Origin of the sequence: Mesorhizobium sp., from assembly GCF_004962245.1 — a bacterium.
Classification (GTDB): domain Bacteria; phylum Pseudomonadota; class Alphaproteobacteria; order Rhizobiales; family Rhizobiaceae; genus Mesorhizobium.
In genome coordinates this window covers 149,608-164,393 of the sequence record NZ_SUHQ01000009.1, presented here as the reverse complement: position 1 = coordinate 164,393, position 14,786 = coordinate 149,608, and the positions used below count along the sequence as shown (strand labels likewise).

The 14,786-nt window shown below is 64.1% G+C and carries 13 protein-coding genes; 11 read left to right on the top strand and 2 right to left on the bottom strand.

Features of this window, described 5'->3' with window-relative positions:
• The first annotated feature begins 160 nt into the window (after positions 1-160).
• Entirely contained in the window at positions 161-1,021 is an 861-nt protein-coding gene (locus tag E5X88_RS12115; RefSeq protein ID WP_292161507.1) for a DUF4118 domain-containing protein, read from the top strand.
• Here the strand turns inward: E5X88_RS12115 and E5X88_RS12110 are convergent.
• Positions 1,018-1,920 (bottom strand): LysR substrate-binding domain-containing protein, encoded by a 903-nt coding sequence (locus E5X88_RS12110; protein ID WP_292161506.1) that lies wholly within the window; start codon positions 1,918-1,920, stop codon positions 1,018-1,020. The genes E5X88_RS12115 and E5X88_RS12110 overlap by 4 nt on opposite strands.
• A 103-nt stretch (positions 1,921-2,023) precedes the next feature.
• Between E5X88_RS12110 and E5X88_RS12105 the strand changes: the two genes are divergently transcribed.
• The 5 genes from E5X88_RS12105 (at position 2,024) to E5X88_RS12085 (ending at position 7,983) form a co-directional block, all read left to right on the top strand.
• Complete coding sequence (locus E5X88_RS12105) at positions 2,024-2,812, top strand: 2OG-Fe(II) oxygenase (protein WP_292161504.1); 789 nt, start codon at positions 2,024-2,026, stop codon at positions 2,810-2,812.
• 108 nt (positions 2,813-2,920) lie between these two features.
• Positions 2,921-3,658 (top strand): GntR family transcriptional regulator, encoded by a 738-nt coding sequence (locus E5X88_RS12100; protein WP_292161503.1) that lies wholly within the window; start codon positions 2,921-2,923, stop codon positions 3,656-3,658.
• A gap of 87 nt (positions 3,659-3,745) precedes the next feature.
• Positions 3,746-4,852, top strand: a complete 1,107-nt coding sequence (locus E5X88_RS12095) for a mandelate racemase/muconate lactonizing enzyme family protein (protein WP_292161502.1) — start codon at positions 3,746-3,748, stop codon at positions 4,850-4,852.
• A gap of 292 nt (positions 4,853-5,144) precedes the next feature.
• Entirely contained in the window at positions 5,145-6,467 is a 1,323-nt protein-coding gene (locus E5X88_RS12090; RefSeq protein ID WP_292161501.1) for a homoserine dehydrogenase, read from the top strand.
• 19 nt (positions 6,468-6,486) lie between these two features.
• The gene (locus tag E5X88_RS12085; protein WP_292161500.1) at positions 6,487-7,983 is read left to right on the top strand and encodes an FGGY family carbohydrate kinase; all 1,497 of its coding nucleotides are present in this window, start codon (positions 6,487-6,489) and stop codon (positions 7,981-7,983) included.
• On the opposite strand, the gene E5X88_RS12080 is transcribed toward E5X88_RS12085, so the two are convergent.
• Positions 7,980-8,942 carry a sugar-binding transcriptional regulator gene (locus tag E5X88_RS12080; protein WP_292161499.1) on the bottom strand — a complete coding sequence of 321 codons (963 nt, stop codon included), beginning with the start codon at positions 8,940-8,942 and terminating at the stop codon, positions 7,980-7,982. The genes E5X88_RS12085 and E5X88_RS12080 overlap by 4 nt on opposite strands.
• 433 nt (positions 8,943-9,375) lie before the next feature.
• Here E5X88_RS12080 and E5X88_RS12075 point away from each other — a divergent pair, with 433 nt between their 5' ends.
• The 5 genes from E5X88_RS12075 to E5X88_RS12055 all read left to right on the top strand — a co-directional run bounded on the left by E5X88_RS12075 (position 9,376) and on the right by E5X88_RS12055 (position 14,702).
• Positions 9,376-10,386 carry an ABC transporter permease gene (locus tag E5X88_RS12075; RefSeq protein ID WP_292161497.1) on the top strand — a complete coding sequence of 337 codons (1,011 nt, stop codon included), beginning with the start codon at positions 9,376-9,378 and terminating at the stop codon, positions 10,384-10,386.
• A 137-nt stretch (positions 10,387-10,523) separates the two neighbouring features.
• Positions 10,524-11,462, top strand: a complete 939-nt coding sequence (locus tag E5X88_RS12070) for a sugar ABC transporter substrate-binding protein (protein ID WP_292161496.1) — start codon at positions 10,524-10,526, stop codon at positions 11,460-11,462.
• Between the two features lie 34 nt (positions 11,463-11,496).
• Positions 11,497-13,005: a sugar ABC transporter ATP-binding protein gene (locus E5X88_RS12065; protein ID WP_292161495.1), complete on the top strand. Its 1,509-nt coding sequence runs from the start codon at positions 11,497-11,499 to the stop codon at positions 13,003-13,005.
• A gap of 138 nt (positions 13,006-13,143) precedes the next feature.
• Positions 13,144-13,908 (top strand): SDR family oxidoreductase, encoded by a 765-nt coding sequence (locus E5X88_RS12060; RefSeq protein ID WP_292161494.1) that lies wholly within the window; start codon positions 13,144-13,146, stop codon positions 13,906-13,908.
• 8 nt (positions 13,909-13,916) lie between these two features.
• Entirely contained in the window at positions 13,917-14,702 is a 786-nt protein-coding gene (locus tag E5X88_RS12055) for an SDR family oxidoreductase (protein WP_292161493.1), read from the top strand.
• Positions 14,703-14,786 lie beyond the last annotated feature (84 nt).

The following is a 14,786-nucleotide window of genomic DNA, read 5'->3' as shown; positions in this document are numbered from 1 at the left end:
AGGGCGCTACAGGGTTATAAGATTCCTATTTCTTACGGCTCACGCACGAATGGAATTTTTATGCGTGTTGACCCACATTTGCGCTATGCGGCGGCCCGCACAGCTTGCGCCAGCGAGTCGTTGCGTAGGACGGCATGGAACAGGTTGGGAGTTTGCACCAATGGCCGATGTTAAATCGAAGCTGCAATGGGACACCACACTGTTGCGGGATGCTGATCCGCTTTTGGGCTTGGCACCATTGGAGGCTCCAGCTGCAGTACGCTATCTCGCTGCGTTTGCAATGACCGCCTTCGCGGCTGTCGTGGCTGTCGGTGTCGAGAGCCAAGTGGCGATCCCGAACATCTCCCTCATATTTGTGGTGCCGGTGACCATAGCGGCCGTCGGCTTGGGCTTGGGGCCCTCCCTCTTTTCGGCGATACTTGGCGCTCTCGCCTACAATTTCTTTCTCACCGAGCCCCGCTATACGCTGATCGTCGACGACGCGGCAAACGTCTGGGCCATCGGACTGCTTTTTGTCATCGGACTTATCGTGAGTGCCGTTGCCTTTACCTCCCAGCGCAGGGCAACTGATGCGGCGCTCCTAAGAAGGCAGGTGACGGTGCTGCAAGGCTACAGCCGCGATGTCGTGGCGGCCGACGGTACGAAAGCGATCGTCTCGATCACTGCCCAAGCTCTTGCAGCACTCTTCCGAGTTCCTGTCGTCGTCATTCTCGTTATGGAGGGCAAGGTGGTCTCCGTCGAGAGAGTCGGCGGCATAGAGCCCCAGGAGGCCGAAATCGAGGCGGCGCGATCCTCATTGGCGACGGGTCTTGTCTCGCCGGCCGGAGCCTACCCGGCGTTGGCCTCCCGCTTTGACTTTTGGCCTGTGACGACGGCAGTGGGCCTGGGTGCCGCCATTGGAGTCGCATTCGACCCCGATGAACGTCCGTCGGCGCCGGCCACGTTGGTCGACATCGTGGGGCGTTTTTTAGCCTTGGCTCTTGAACGAACGTCTCATTCCCGGGTTGACCGCCATACCTAGGGCGCCGTCCTGCCGAGGAGTTCGACAAGACCGGCCACGTCGGCACGCTCGGCCTTTGCCGAAGGCATGAAGGCGCAATAGGGTTGCCCGAGCCGGACCGAGACCGACGACAGCGCGATCAGCCGACCCGCCTCCAGATCGGCGCGGGCCATGACTCTCTGGCCAAGGGCTATCCCGAGACCCAGGCGCGCCGAGGCGATCGCCAGGCTGGACAGTCCGACGCGCCGCCCGTGCGACGGGTCGGGGGAGCGATTGCCGCCCGACGCCGCGAACCAGTCCGCCCATGTCGGATGCGAGGCATAGTTCGGACCCCAGTTGGTGTGGATGAACAGGCTCTCGTGCACATCCGCCAGGCTGGACGCGCCGTTGCCGTATCTTTGCCAGAAGTCCGGCGCGCAGACCGGCAGGACGTCGTCATGGACGAGACGGACCATCCTGAGCGCCGGATAGTGATAGTCGCCATAGGAGATGCGCAAGTCGATATTCTGGCGCACGACATCGACCGGATCGTCCTCGACCCGGACGTCGATCGCCATTTGCGGAAAGGCATCGAGAAGAACGGCCAGCCTGGGCGCCAGCCACAATTCGGCCAGCGAAAACGGCACGCTGACGACGAGACGCGTTCTCAAGCCGCCTTCCAGCATGCGCCGCCCGATCGCGGCGATGTCGCCCAGGGCACGCGCCGTCTGCGGATAGATCGCGTGGCCGGCATCGGTCAGCGCGATACGGTTGCCGCTGCGCACGAACAGTTGCTTGCCGAACCAGGTTTCGAGATTGCGGACCTGCTGGCTGACCGCCGCTGACGAAACACCGAGCTCCGTGGCCGCCAAAGTGAAGCTGCCGGCGCGCGCCGCGACCTCGAAGGCCTTGATCGCGTTCAGCGGAGGGAGCCGTTCCATGCGCGCCTTCCATAAGTTTTTCCTACGGAAGACTAACAATTTTCGGCGTTGAGAGAAAGATTTTTTTGCCGTCTTCTATGCTCGAACCTGGGAGCATAAGACGATGAAAGACATTCTCGATCTGGACCGATACCCGCTCGACCGTGAAGGCAGCGCCGAATGGAAGCGCCTCGTGGAGACCTCGATTGCGGCGCTGAAAGCCGACGGCATGTTCAATCTCGAGGGTTTTCTGCGGCCCGGCGTGGCTGAACGGGCGGTGCAGGAAATCCAGCCCGTCATGGCGACGCGCTCGCACATGCACAAGCGGATGCACAACATCTACTTCAAGCCCGATATCCCGGAACTCGCCCCCGACCACCCTGCCCTGCGCGAGGTCGAGACCATCAGCCATACGGTCTGCGCCGACCAGATTCCTGGCAGCCTCGTGCTTGCCATCTATGAGTACGAACCGCTGCTGCGCTTCCTGACGGCAGCGATGGGAAAGACGCGGCTGCACATCATGCAGGACCCGCTGGCGCGCACCAATGTGATGGCCTATCGCACCGGCGAGGCGCTGAACTGGCATTTCGATCGTTCGGAATTCACCACGACCCTTTTGCTGCAGGCAGCGCAACGCGGCGGCGACCTCGAATACCGCACCGATCTTCGCTCGGACGACAATCCCAATTACGACGGCGTCGCCAGACTGCTCGAAGGGCGCGATCCCGAGGCAAGGATCCTGCGCATGAAGCCGGGCACGCTCAACGTCTTCCGCGGCAAGAACACCGCACATCGCGTCACCACCGTCGAAGGCGAGCGCGAACGCATGATCGCGGTGTTTTCCTACTACGAGAAGCCAGGCGTGATGTTCAGCGACGAGGAGCGGGTCGGCTTCTACGGCCGGGCTGCCTAAGGCTGATGGCGCGCCCATTTCCACTTGGAATCGGGAACCCCGAAAATGCCTCTTGCTAGATTGTCGACAATCTGCTTGTCTTGATTTCGGTTCTTCTGGAGTGACCGAGTGGGGAAGGCGGATTTCAGTCCGATCGCGGATACGACAAGGCGCGCCGAGATCGTGGCGCTGCTCAGGCGCGCGATCCTGACCGGCCAGTTGGAGCCGGGGCAGAAGCTCAACGAACTCAGGATCGCCGAGCAGATGCGGGTGAGCCGCGCACCGCTGCGCGAAGCGATGCGCGAGTTGGTGCAGGAAGGCATCCTGACCAGCATCCCCTATGCCGGGACCTTCGTCATCGACGTGACGGCCAAGGACATCGATGACGCCTATTCGCTCAACAAAGTGCTGGACGAGTTTGCCATCGAGCGGACATGGCCGCTTCGCGACCAGCGCTTCTTCAACGAGCTCGACCGGCGCCACGAGGCCGTGAAGCAGGCGACGCGGAACCTCGACACCACCCGGCAGATCGAAACGGCGCTTCAGCTGCACGGCCTGATCCACGAGTGGGCCGACAATTCGGTGCTGCTGGAGACCTGGCAGCGGCTGACCAGCCGGCTGCAGATGTATTTCGCGCTGCACCAGCGGGCGCGCGACGAACCGGTGCCAGCCGAGGACGCCCACGAGATCTATGTCCAGCTGCTGAAGGGCGCCGACATGCGCGCCGCCCAGCGCCACGCCCGCGAGCATATCGAACTCGATTTCGAGGAACTGCTTGGCTATGCACGCAGCCTCGAACAGCGCGCTTCCAAAGGGGCCAAGGCCGACCGTGCCGGCCTGACGCAAAACCGGCCGGAGGGCGGCTGAACCACGAAGCCGCCAATTGGCGGCCGAGCCGACAGAAGCCGCCAATGGGCGGCTTCGTCGGGACATCACAGACAACGGACAGAGAACGTGAAGATCAAAACCATCAAGGCCTATCATGTCGTGCAGCCCTTCGTGGACGGGCCTTACCGCATGTCCAAGGGGCGTGTCGCCGACGCCTTCGACGCGGTGATTGTCGCCATCACCTCCGACAGCGGGCTGACCGGCTGGGGCGAGATGGCGCCGCTCGGCAATTTCTATTCCCCCGCCTTCGCCGCTGGCGTTCGTGCCGGTGTCGTGGAAATCGCGCCGCATCTTATCGGCCACGAGCCGCGCGGGCTGGCCAGTATCGGCCGGCTGATGGACACGGTGTTCAAGGGCCATCCCTACATCAAGTCGGCACTCGACATGGCATGCTGGGATCTCGCGGCACGCGCCGCCGATGTGCCGCTGGTGACGCTGCTTGGCGGGCGCGAGAGTGAGACGGCGGAGCTCTACAAGGTCGTGACCCATGGCACGGTCGACGCCATGGCCGCGCTTGCCAAGCGCATCGTCAAGGACGGGTTCCACCGGCTGCAGGTCAAGGTCGGCGGCAATGTCCGTGACGACATCGAGCGTGTCAGCGCGGTCGCCGCTTCGGTGCCGAAGGGCACCGTCATCTTCTGCGACGCCAATGCCGGCTGGACGCCCTATCAGGCGCGCCAGTTCGCGGATGCCACGCGCGCCATCGACTACACGTTCGAGCAGCCCTGCACCACGATCGACGAATGCCTGTCGGTGCGCCGCTCACTCGACAAGCCGATGGTGCTCGACGAATCCGTCGCCTCGCTGGACGACATGCTGGACATCCACCGCAAGGGCGCGGCCGACGGGCTGACGCTGAAGATCTCGCGGCTCGGCGGCGTCACCAAGACACGCCAGATCCGTGACCTTGCCGTCGATCTGGGCTTCATGATCACCGTCGAGGACACTGGCGGCGCCGAGATAGATACATCGGCCATGGCGCATCTGTCGCTGTCGACGCCGGAGGAGCGCCGGCTGCACGCCATCGCCTTCCACGAATGGGTGACGGTGCGCACCGCATCGAACATGCCGCCGGTCGCGGGCAGCCGCATGGGGATTCCAGACGGGCCCGGCCTCGGCATCGATGTCGTTCCCGACCTGCTCGGCACGCCCTTCTTCGAAGTCGGCGATTAAAACACCGGCATGCCGGCTGGCGCTATCTGTTGCGCGGCTTGTCGTTAGCGATAGGCGCATCGGCAACTGAGCGGCCGCCGCCTGCATCCTAGACTAAACATCACCGCCTTCTCCTACGCTCCCTGGCTGGCTGTGCAGCGAAGCCGCATGAGGGGGGCGCACAAAATCGAGAACACACAGTTTTGGGAAGACGGCTGCCGAATGCCGGGTTGAAATATTTTTCATTTGGAAATAGGAATGTTCAAAGTGATGGCTTCGACGCTGCGGCGCGTCAGGAACTGGAGGAAGCGACATGGCCCATCCGCAATTTGCAGCGGAACTTTTGCAACGCGCTGAAAAGCAGGGGCCGATCACCATCGGGCTTGCCGGCGCCGGGCAGATGGGCACCGACATCGTCGTCCAGGTCGCGCTGATGCCGGGCATGCGGATCGGCGCCATTTCCGAAGTCAGGCCGCAGGCCGCGATCGACGCGGCGCTGCTCGCCGGCCACGACCGCTCGGACATCGTGCAGGCCGGCAATGCAGCGGCGATCGACCGCGCCATCGAGGCCGGCAAGATCGCGGTGACCGAAGACCTGCATGCGCTGGCGGCGGCCGGCCGCATCGACGTCATCATCGACGCGACAGGCAATCCCAATATCGGCACGCTGTTCGCGCTCGAAGTGATGAAGAACGGCAAGCATATCGTCATGCTCAACGTCGAGGCCGACATCACGATCGGCCGCTTCCTCAAGGAGGAAGCGCGCAAGGCCGGCGTCGTCTATACGGGTGCCGCCGGCGACGAGCCTGCCTGCACGCTGGAGATCATCGGTTTTGCCAGGAGCCTCGGCTTCAACATCATCGCCGCCGGCAAAGGCAAGAACAATCCGCTGAAGATCGACGCCATGCCGGCCGACTACGAGAAGGAGGCGGCCGAGCGCAACATGAATGCGCGTATGCTGGTCGAGTTCGTCGACGGTTCGAAGACGGCAATCGAGATGGTGGCGATCGCCAACGCCACCGGCCTGGTGCCGGACGTGCCGGGCATGCACGGCCCGACCGCGACGCTGGAGGAACTCGCCAGTGTGCTCTGCCCGCGCGAGGATGGCGGCGTGCTGCACCGCAAGGGCGTGGTCGATTATTCGATCGGCAAGGGCGTCGCGCCCGGCGTGTTCTGCATCATCGAGACGCGGCATCCGCGCGTGCTGGAGCGCATGATCGACCTCAAGGTCGGCAAAGGTCCCTATTTCACGATCTTCCGCCCCTATCATTTGACCAGCCTGGAGGTGCCGCTGTCGGCGGCGCGCGCCGTGGTCTACAAGCGCGCCGACATGGAGCCGCTCGACCATCCGGTCGCCGAAGCGGTGGCGGTTGCCAAGAGCGACCTTGGCCTGGGCCAGTCGCTCGGCATGATCGGCGAGAACGACTATCGCGGCTTCGCCATGACCTGGGAGGACGCGCGCTCCCGCGGCGCCCTGCCGCTCGGCCTCGCCGAACGCGCCAAGGTGGTCAAGCCGGTCAAGACGGGCGACTTCCTCACCTATGAAAACTGTGTACCCGACGATTCGATGGTGATAACCCAGATCCGCCGTCGTCTCGACCAGTCGGATGGACGGTTCGTTACGAACGCCGCCTAATCCGCTGGATTTCCGCCTGATGGACGATGTCGTAATCGGGATCGACGCCTCGACGACGGCCGTGAAGGCAATAGCCTTCACGCGTGATGGCGAGGAGCTGTTCCAGGCGCGCGAGGCCTATCCGCTTTCAAATCCCAGGCCCGGCCATTTCGAGCAGGATGCCGAACATTGGTGGACGGCACTGCTCGGTGCCCTGAAGCAAGTCACTGAGGCGGTTGGCGCTTCGCGGGTGGCGGCGATCTCCATCGCCCACCAGCGCGAGACATTCACGCTGATCGATCATGCCGGCAAGCCGCTGATTCCGGCGATCCTGTGGCTGGACGAGCGCGCCCGTCCGCAAGTCATCAGGCTGTCGGCCGAACTCGGCCGCGCGGCGATCCGCGACTGGAGCGGCAAGCCGCCGGACCCGACGCCGGCACTCTATGCCGTCGCCTGGCTTGCCGAACACCAGCCGCAAGCGCTCGATGACGCGGCCGCACTCGTCGACGTACATGGCTTCTTCGTTCACAGGCTGACCGGACGTCTGGTTACCAGCACGGCAAGTGCGGATCCGCTCGGGCTGCTCGACGTCAAGACCAGCACCTGGCACCCTCGGCTCGTTGCGGCCACGAGGCTGCGGCCGGAGCAATTGCCTGAATTGGTCGCGCCGGGCGCGATCTGCGGCGGACTTGTCGAAAGTGCGGCACGGCTGACCGGTCTGAAGGCCGGCACGCCCATTGTCGCCGGCGCCGGCGACGGCCAGGCTATGGGCCTCGGCATGGGCGTCTGCGGTGAGGGCAAAAGCTATCTTTCGCTCGGCTCGGGCGTCGTCAGCGGCTGCTACTCTGGCAAAGTCAAAACGTCGGACGCGTTTCGAACACTGGTCTCGCCCACCGGCTCCGGGTTCATGCTGGAGACCGTGCTGCGCTCGGGCATGCAACTGGTTGACTGGATCGTTCGCACCACCGGCTCGCCGTCGGCCGCAGCGCTGGAGAAAGCGGCGATGGACATTGCCGACGGCAGCGAAGGCCTGCTCGTCATGCCCTATTGGGCCGGCGTCATGAGCCCCTATTGGGATGGTGCTGCGCGCGGTGCCATTGTCGGCCTGTCCCTCGACCATCGACCGGAGCATCTCTTCCGCGCGGTACTGGAAGGCATCGCCTTCGAGCAAGCCATCGCCAGCGAGGCAATGGAAACCCAAGTCGGCGGCACTCCGGCGGCGATGATCGCAGCTGGCGGCGGCACCAATTCAGCTTTGCTGATGCAGATCATGGCAAGCGTGCTCGAGCGGCCGCTCTCCGTCTCGCCGGTCAACGAAGCCGCGGCACTCGGCGCCGCCATGCTGGCGGCTTCGGCGATAGGATGGTTTGCCTCGCCCGAGACGGCGGCCGAGGCGATGACCGCGCGGCCCACCAGGCATGTCGACCCGGTCGACGGGCTGGTCTCCGGTTATCGCGCGCGCAAGGCGATCTACCGCGACCTCTATCAGGCGACGCGCGACATCCATGCCCGCCTTGAAGCGCTAAGCAACGTTTAGCGGTTGAGCAGGCCCTTGGCCGCATCCTCGTCGGTGATCAGAACCGATACCTTGGTGTTGGCGAGCGCCGCCCGCATGATGGCAACTTTCTCCTGCCCTCCCGAGACCAGGATGATGGCCGGGATGTCCGACAGGTCCTGCAGCGGATAGGCGCAGACCCGGCGATTGACCTCATGGTCGACGAGCCGGCCCTCGGCGTCGATGAAATGACATAGAATATCGCCAACAGCGCCGGCCGTCTGCAGTTCCTCGAGTTCGCTGGGCTTGATGAAGCCGTAATTGGCGATTGGGCTGTCGTTTGAAAACGAGCCGACGCTGAGCACGGCGATGTTTGCCCGGCGCGCGCGGAAGACGACGTCCTGAACGCTGCGCTGGCTCATGAAGGCGTCGCGCTGCTCCGGCCTGTCGGCATAGACCGGTACCGGCAGCAGAAAGCACTCCGCACCGATCTTTTCGGCAAACTCCCAGGCGCTTTCGGTCGGGTTGAGCGGCTGGGCGTGGGTGAGACCGCCCAGCATGGAGACCACCGTCGTCCTGGCGATCAGCCGCCGCGGCAATTCGTTGATGGCGAATTTCAGCGTCCGCCCCCAGCCCAGCGCGATGACGTCGCCGGCATTCACATTGTCGGCCAGATAGGCGCCCGCGGCATGGCCGATCATCAGTGGCGCGTTGCTGCGGTCGGCGGCCGACGGCACCACGACGGCCTGACTGAGCCCGAAGCGCTGCTTCAGGGCCTCTTCCAGCACCATGCATTCGACGACGCTGTCGCGAATGCGGAACTGGACGACGCCCTCCTCGCGCGCGGCGGAAAGGATGCGATGCACCTTGATGCGACCGATGCCGAGGATTTCGGAAATCCTCTCCTGCGTCAGCCCCTCGACATAATAGTGCCAGGCGGCACGGGCCTTCAGCTCGGCATCCGGGAAGCGCGAGGCCTTGTCATTCTCCGTCATCGCCATTTTTTTGCCCTCCCGCGGTCGTCCGGATCCTTCAAGGCCATTCAGATGGCGCATCCGGCGGAGCGATCCGAAATCGTTCTGCGTGCCCAGGATTCAAGCCCCAGGGACATCGACAAGATATCGTCCACAACGCGAGATGAAAGCCAAAATGGTCAACATTTACTTCGTCTTGGCCGTCTTGCCCTGCTCAAGCAGCCAAAATGAATTCGCAGGACGGGAACCGGACCTGAAGCGCGGCATTTCGTGTCTTCCGTAAGGCAAACCGCCTCGCGGCGCAAACCAGCGTGGAATGATACGGCGGGCCTTGACAATTTTCTGACGAACAGTTTAGCTGAACAAAATTGCATATCAAAGATAAATTGTTCACAGGGAGGTGCCTGGTGAGCAAAAGTGAGCCGGCGACGCATAGCCGGACTGCTGGTGGAGGAGCAAAGTGGCTGTGAGCAACGGTGCAAGCGAGTTGAAGGCCGGCCCCGGGGCGCAGGCCGCGGCGGGCGCAAAGCTTTCGACCCTGTTCGCCGGAACCATGGGACCGCTGATCGGGCTGGTGCTTTTGTGCCTTGTCCTGTCGCTGACCACCGACACGTTCCTGACGTTCCGCAACATCCTCAACGTGCTCGACCAGGTCACCGTGCTCGGCATCATGGCGATCGGCATGACGCTGGTCATCCTGATCGGCGGCATCGATCTGTCCGTCGGCTCCGTGCTGGCGCTCGCCGCCATGGTGATGGGCTTCGTCGCTCATCCGGATCATCTCAATCTCGGCATGTCCGCTGGCATCGTCACGGCGCTTGTCGTTGCTGGACTTTGCGGACTGGTTTCAGGCCTGCTCGTAACCGTCACCAAACTGCCGCCCTTCATCGCCACGCTGGCCATGATGTCGGTGGCGCGCGGCCTCGCCAACATGATCACCGACGGCTCGCAGATCATCGGCTTTCCCGACTGGTTCACCAGCCTGTCGATCATTCGTCATTTCGGCTTCCTGTCGGTCACCGTCGGCTTGATGATCGTGCTGGCCATCATCTTCGCGATCTTCCTGAATTATCGCGCGACCGGCCGCAGCCTCTACGCGATTGGCGGCAGCGCCGAGGTCGCCCGGCTGTCCGGCATACCGGTCAAGTCGCTGACCAACTGGGTCTACGCGATCTGCGGCGTGCTGGCCGGGCTTGCCGGCATCGTGCTTGCGGCACGGCTCGATTCCGTCCAGCCGAGCTCCGGCTTCGGCTACGAGCTGGACACGATCGCGGCGGTGGTGATCGGCGGCGCCAGCCTGTCGGGCGGCGTCGGCTCGATCGGCGGCACCGCCGTCGGCGTGCTCATCATCGGCGTGCTGCGCAACGGGCTGAACCTGCTCGGTGTGTCGCCCTTCATCCAGCAGGTGGTGATCGGCGTGGTGATCGCGCTGGCAGTGGCCACTGATACATGGCGGCGCAGAGCACAATGAAGGGCGGGCGCGATGAGATTCGCTTGGGGGTATCCGGGCGAAAACGGATCGGTTGATCCGAAAAACTGGGAGTTGTTCGGCCAAGGGGGCGCCGTGATGCGCCGGCAGGACAGATTGAACATCAACGGAGGAAACACATGCTGACCAAACGCTCATTGCTGCTCGCTGCCGCGGCAATCATCCCGCTGCTCGGGCTGTCCGACATGGCCTCGGCCAAGGAAGCCAAGAAGCTTGGCCTTGCCGTCGCCAATCTGCAGGCCGACTTCTTCAACCAGATCAAGCAGTCGGTCGAAGCCTATGGCAAGGAAAAGGGCATCGAGATCATCACCGTCGACGCCAAGGGCGATTCGGCGACCCAGGTCAGCCAGGTGCAGGACCTGATCACGCAGAACATCGATGCGTTGATCTACATCCCGGCCGGCGCCACCGCCGCCACCGTGCCGACCAAGACGGCCAAGGCTGCCGGCATCCCGGTCATCAATGTCGACCGCAACGCCGACGGCGCCCCCGGCGACACTTTCATCGCCACCAACAGCGTGGCATCGGCCAAGGCGGTTTGCGACTACATCGCCAAGCAGGCGGGCGGCAAGGGCGAGCTGATCATCATCCATGGCCAGAAAGGCACGACGCCCGAGGTCGACCGGTCGAAGGGCTGCGGCGAAGCCCTGAGCGCCTATCCCGACATCAAGGTGGTCGGCGAGCTGTGGAGCGAAGGCTGGCACCAGGATGAAGGCTTCAAGCTGACGCAGGACCTGCTGCAGTCGCATCCCGACGTGTCGATCGTCATCGGCCAGGCCGATGCGCTGGCGCTCGGTGCCGCGCAGGCGGTCAAGGTCGCCAATCCCGGCCACAAGGTCTGGGTTGCCGGCTTCGACGGCGACGTGGCGGCGCTCAAGGCTCTGAAGGGCGGCGTCTTCGACGTGACCGCGACGCAGCAGACGCAAGGCATGGGCCGGCTTGCTGTCGACGCGGCGATCAAGCTGGTGGCCGGCGAAACCATTCCCGCGGAACAGCTGCAGGACGCGACGCTGACCACCAAGGACAATGTCGATCAGTTCATCGCCAAGCACCCCTGACACCAGGCATCCCTGACGATTGACGAGCGGAACGATGTCCTTGAACCCCAGCCATACGCAGACCCCGCATCTGGGGCTCTCCGTCAGCGGCCTCTGCAAGAGCTACGGACCGGTCCAGGTCCTGGCCGATGCGAGTTTCGAGGTGCGGCCGGGCGAGGTCGTGGCGCTGCTTGGAGAAAACGGCGCGGGCAAGTCCACCGTCTCGAACATCATCGCCGGGTCGACCAAGCCCGATGCCGGCACCATCACATGGCGGGGGAGACCCTATTCCCCCGCCTCTCCCGCTGCGGCCATCGACGCCGGCGTCGGCATGATCCACCAGGAACTGAAGCTGCTGCCGGACCTTTCGGTTGCCGAGAACGTCTATGTCGGGCGCCTGCCGATGCGCGGCGGCCGTATCGACCGCGCGGCTATGAATGCGCGGGCATCGGCGCAGTTGAAGCGGCTTGGCCTCGATGTCTCGCCGGAGCGCAAGGTGCGCACGCTGCGCATCGCCGCCCAGCAACAGGTCGAGATCGCCAAGGCGCTGACGCTCAATGCCGAGCTTCTGATCTTCGACGAACCGACAGCCGCCCTTGGCGGCGAGGAAACGGAACTGTTGTTCCAGCAGATCCGCAAGCTCAAGGCGGAAGGCATGTCGTTCATTTATATCAGCCACCGGCTGGACGAGATCGCTCAAATCGCCGACCGCGTGGTGGTGATGCGCGACGGGCGCATCGTCGCTCGGCACGAGCGCGCCGACATTCCGGTGCGCACGGTGGTCGAGCAGATGGTCGGCCGCAGCGTCGAGCGGATGTTTCCGCCGCTGTCGGAGCCGAGCAGCGAGACGTTGCTCGAGGTTGAGAACCTGTCCTCGCCGGAACGCAGTTTCCAGAATATCAGCTTTTCGGTGCGGGCCGGCGAAATCCTTGGCATCGCCGGGCTGATCGGCGCCGGCCGCACGGAGCTGGTGCGGGCGATTGCCGGCGCCGATCCGATTTCATCGGGGTCGGTGCGTGTCGCCGGCAAGCCGGTGCACCTCAATGGCCCGGCGGCCGCGATCAAGGCCGGTGTCGTGCTGGTGCCGGAGGACCGCAAGGCGCAAGGCGTGGTGCTCGACCAGACCATCGGCGAGAACCTGGCGATCGGCAATTTCGACCACGTCGCGCCGAACGGCTGGGTGTTTCCGAAGGCGGTGCAGAAATTCGCCGAGGCCGGCATCAGCCGGCTCGGCGTCAAGGGCCGGCCGAACCAGGCGATCAGCAAGCTGTCCGGCGGCAACCAGCAAAAGGTGATCATCGCCAAGTGGATTTCACGGCCGCCCAAAGTGTTCATCCTGGACGAGCCGACACGCGGCATCGATGTCGGCGCCCGCGCCGCGATCTACGATGTCATCGCCGACCTCGCCCGCTCCGGCATGGCGGTGGTGGTGGTGAGTTCCGATCTCGAGGAAGTGCTCGGCCTGTCGCATCGCGTGCTGGTGCTGAGCCGTGGCCGCCAGCGCGGAATTCTCGACCGCAGCGAAGCCAGCAACGTCGCCGTGATGGAACTTGCCACGAGCTAGGACGGAACAAGCGATCGGGGAATCGGAACAAAGCGCAGCAGGTGATATCCTCCCAGGCACCGGACCGCGCGGGGCGCCAGCCAGGACTGGCGCCCCTTCTTCCCAGGCAGCACCGGCGGCTCAACAGGAAACATTTCGATGAAACTATTCGATCTTCATGGAGACGTTGCTCTCGTCACCGGCGCCGGCAGCGGCATCGGGCAGGCAATCGCCATCGGCCTGGCCGAGGCCGGCGCCGACATCGCCTGTTTCGGCCATGCCTCGAAAGGCGGACTGGACGAGACGGCGCACAAGATCACGGCGCTCGGCCGCAAGGCACTGGTGCTGACCGGCACGGTGACTTCCGAAAGCGACCTGGCGGCGGCGGTCGAGCGCACGGAGAAAGAACTCGGCGCGCTGAGCATCGCCGTCAACAATGCCGGGATTGCCGGGGCTGAGCCAGCCGAGACGCTGTCACTGGAGAAATGGCAGAAGCTCTACGACGTCAATGTCAGCGGCGTGTTCCTGTCCTGCCAGGCCGAAGCACGCACAATGCTGACGCGGCGCAAGGGCTCGATCATCAACATCGCCTCGATGTCTGGCTCGATCGTCAATCGCGGCCTGACCCAGGCGCACTACAATTCGTCGAAGGCCGCCGTCATCCACATGTCGAAGAGCCTCGCCATGGAATGGGCCGATCGCGGCCTGCGCGTCAACGTCGTTAGCCCCGGCTATACGCTGACGCCGATGAACAAGCGGCCGGAGGTCGCCGACCAGGTCAAAATCTTCGAGCGCGATACGCCGATGGGGCGCATGGCGGCGCCGGAGGAAATGGTCGGCCCGACCGTGTTCCTGGCCAGCCGCGCCTCGAGTTTCGTCACCGGCATCGACCTGATCGTCGATGGCGGCTTCGTCTGCTGGTAGGAGAAGAAATGCAGAAGCGATTTGAAGGTAAGACGGCGGTCATCACAGGCGCCAGCGGCGGCATCGGTGCGGCGATGGCCAGGCGCTTCGCGGCGGAGGGTGCGGCCGTCGTCGTCAGCGCCATCGACGCGCGCGTCGATGAGGTGGCCGCCGGCCTGAAGGCGGAAGGCGCCAAGGTCGCCTCGCTGCGGATGGACGTGACGAAAAAGGACGAGGTCGCCGCCCTCTACGATCTGGCCGAACGGCAGTTCGGTCGCGTCGACATCTCCGTACAGAATGCCGGCGTCATCACCATCGCCAGGATCGAGGCGATGACGGAGGCCGAATGGGACAAGGTCATGGCGGTGAACACCAAGGGCGTATTCCTGTGCTGCCAGGAGGCGATCGCGCGCATCCGTAAGCATGGCGACGGTGGCCGGCTGATCAACACCGCATCCGGCCAGGCGCGCCAGGGCTTCATCTACACGCCGCACTATGCGGCCTCGAAATTCGGCGTCGTCGGCATCACCCAGAGCCTCGCCAAGGAAGTGGCGAAGGAGAAGATCACCGTCAACGCGATCTGCCCCGGCATCATCGATACCGACATGTGGGCCTACAACGACGCGGCTTGGGGCAAGCTGATGGGCGACTATAAGCCCGGCGAGCTGATGGCGGAATGGGTGAAGAATATCCCGATGGGCCGCGCCGGCAGCGGCGAGGATGTTTCCGGCCTGGTCAGCTTTCTGGCCAGCAGCGACGCCGCCTACATCACCGGCCAGACGATCAATGTCGATGGCGGCCTGATCATGTCGTGAGGATACTCGGGCGGCGTGCGCCGTTCGAATTTCACAATCCACGCCGCGTTATCCGTTGCGCGACATGAACGTTGGTATATATAA

Bases quoted from the DNA above. Each gene is read 5' to 3' on its own strand.
- E5X88_RS12115 (WP_292161507.1), top strand. From the start codon at position 161: ATGGCCGATGTTAAATCGAAGCTGCAATGGGACACCACACTGTTGCGG.
- E5X88_RS12055 (WP_292161493.1), top strand. From the start codon at position 13,917: ATGCAGAAGCGATTTGAAGGTAAGACGGCGGTCATCACAGGCGCCAGC.
- E5X88_RS12110 (WP_292161506.1), bottom strand. From the start codon at position 1,920: ATGGAACGGCTCCCTCCGCTGAACGCGATCAAGGCCTTCGAGGTCGCG.
- E5X88_RS12065 (WP_292161495.1), top strand. From the start codon at position 11,497: ATGTCCTTGAACCCCAGCCATACGCAGACCCCGCATCTGGGGCTCTCC.
- E5X88_RS12090 (WP_292161501.1), top strand. From the start codon at position 5,145: ATGGCCCATCCGCAATTTGCAGCGGAACTTTTGCAACGCGCTGAAAAG.
- E5X88_RS12060 (WP_292161494.1), top strand. From the start codon at position 13,144: ATGAAACTATTCGATCTTCATGGAGACGTTGCTCTCGTCACCGGCGCC.
- E5X88_RS12070 (WP_292161496.1), top strand. From the start codon at position 10,524: ATGCTGACCAAACGCTCATTGCTGCTCGCTGCCGCGGCAATCATCCCG.
- E5X88_RS12085 (WP_292161500.1), top strand. From the start codon at position 6,487: ATGGACGATGTCGTAATCGGGATCGACGCCTCGACGACGGCCGTGAAG.
- E5X88_RS12080 (WP_292161499.1), bottom strand. From the start codon at position 8,942: ATGGCGATGACGGAGAATGACAAGGCCTCGCGCTTCCCGGATGCCGAG.
- E5X88_RS12105 (WP_292161504.1), top strand. From the start codon at position 2,024: ATGAAAGACATTCTCGATCTGGACCGATACCCGCTCGACCGTGAAGGC.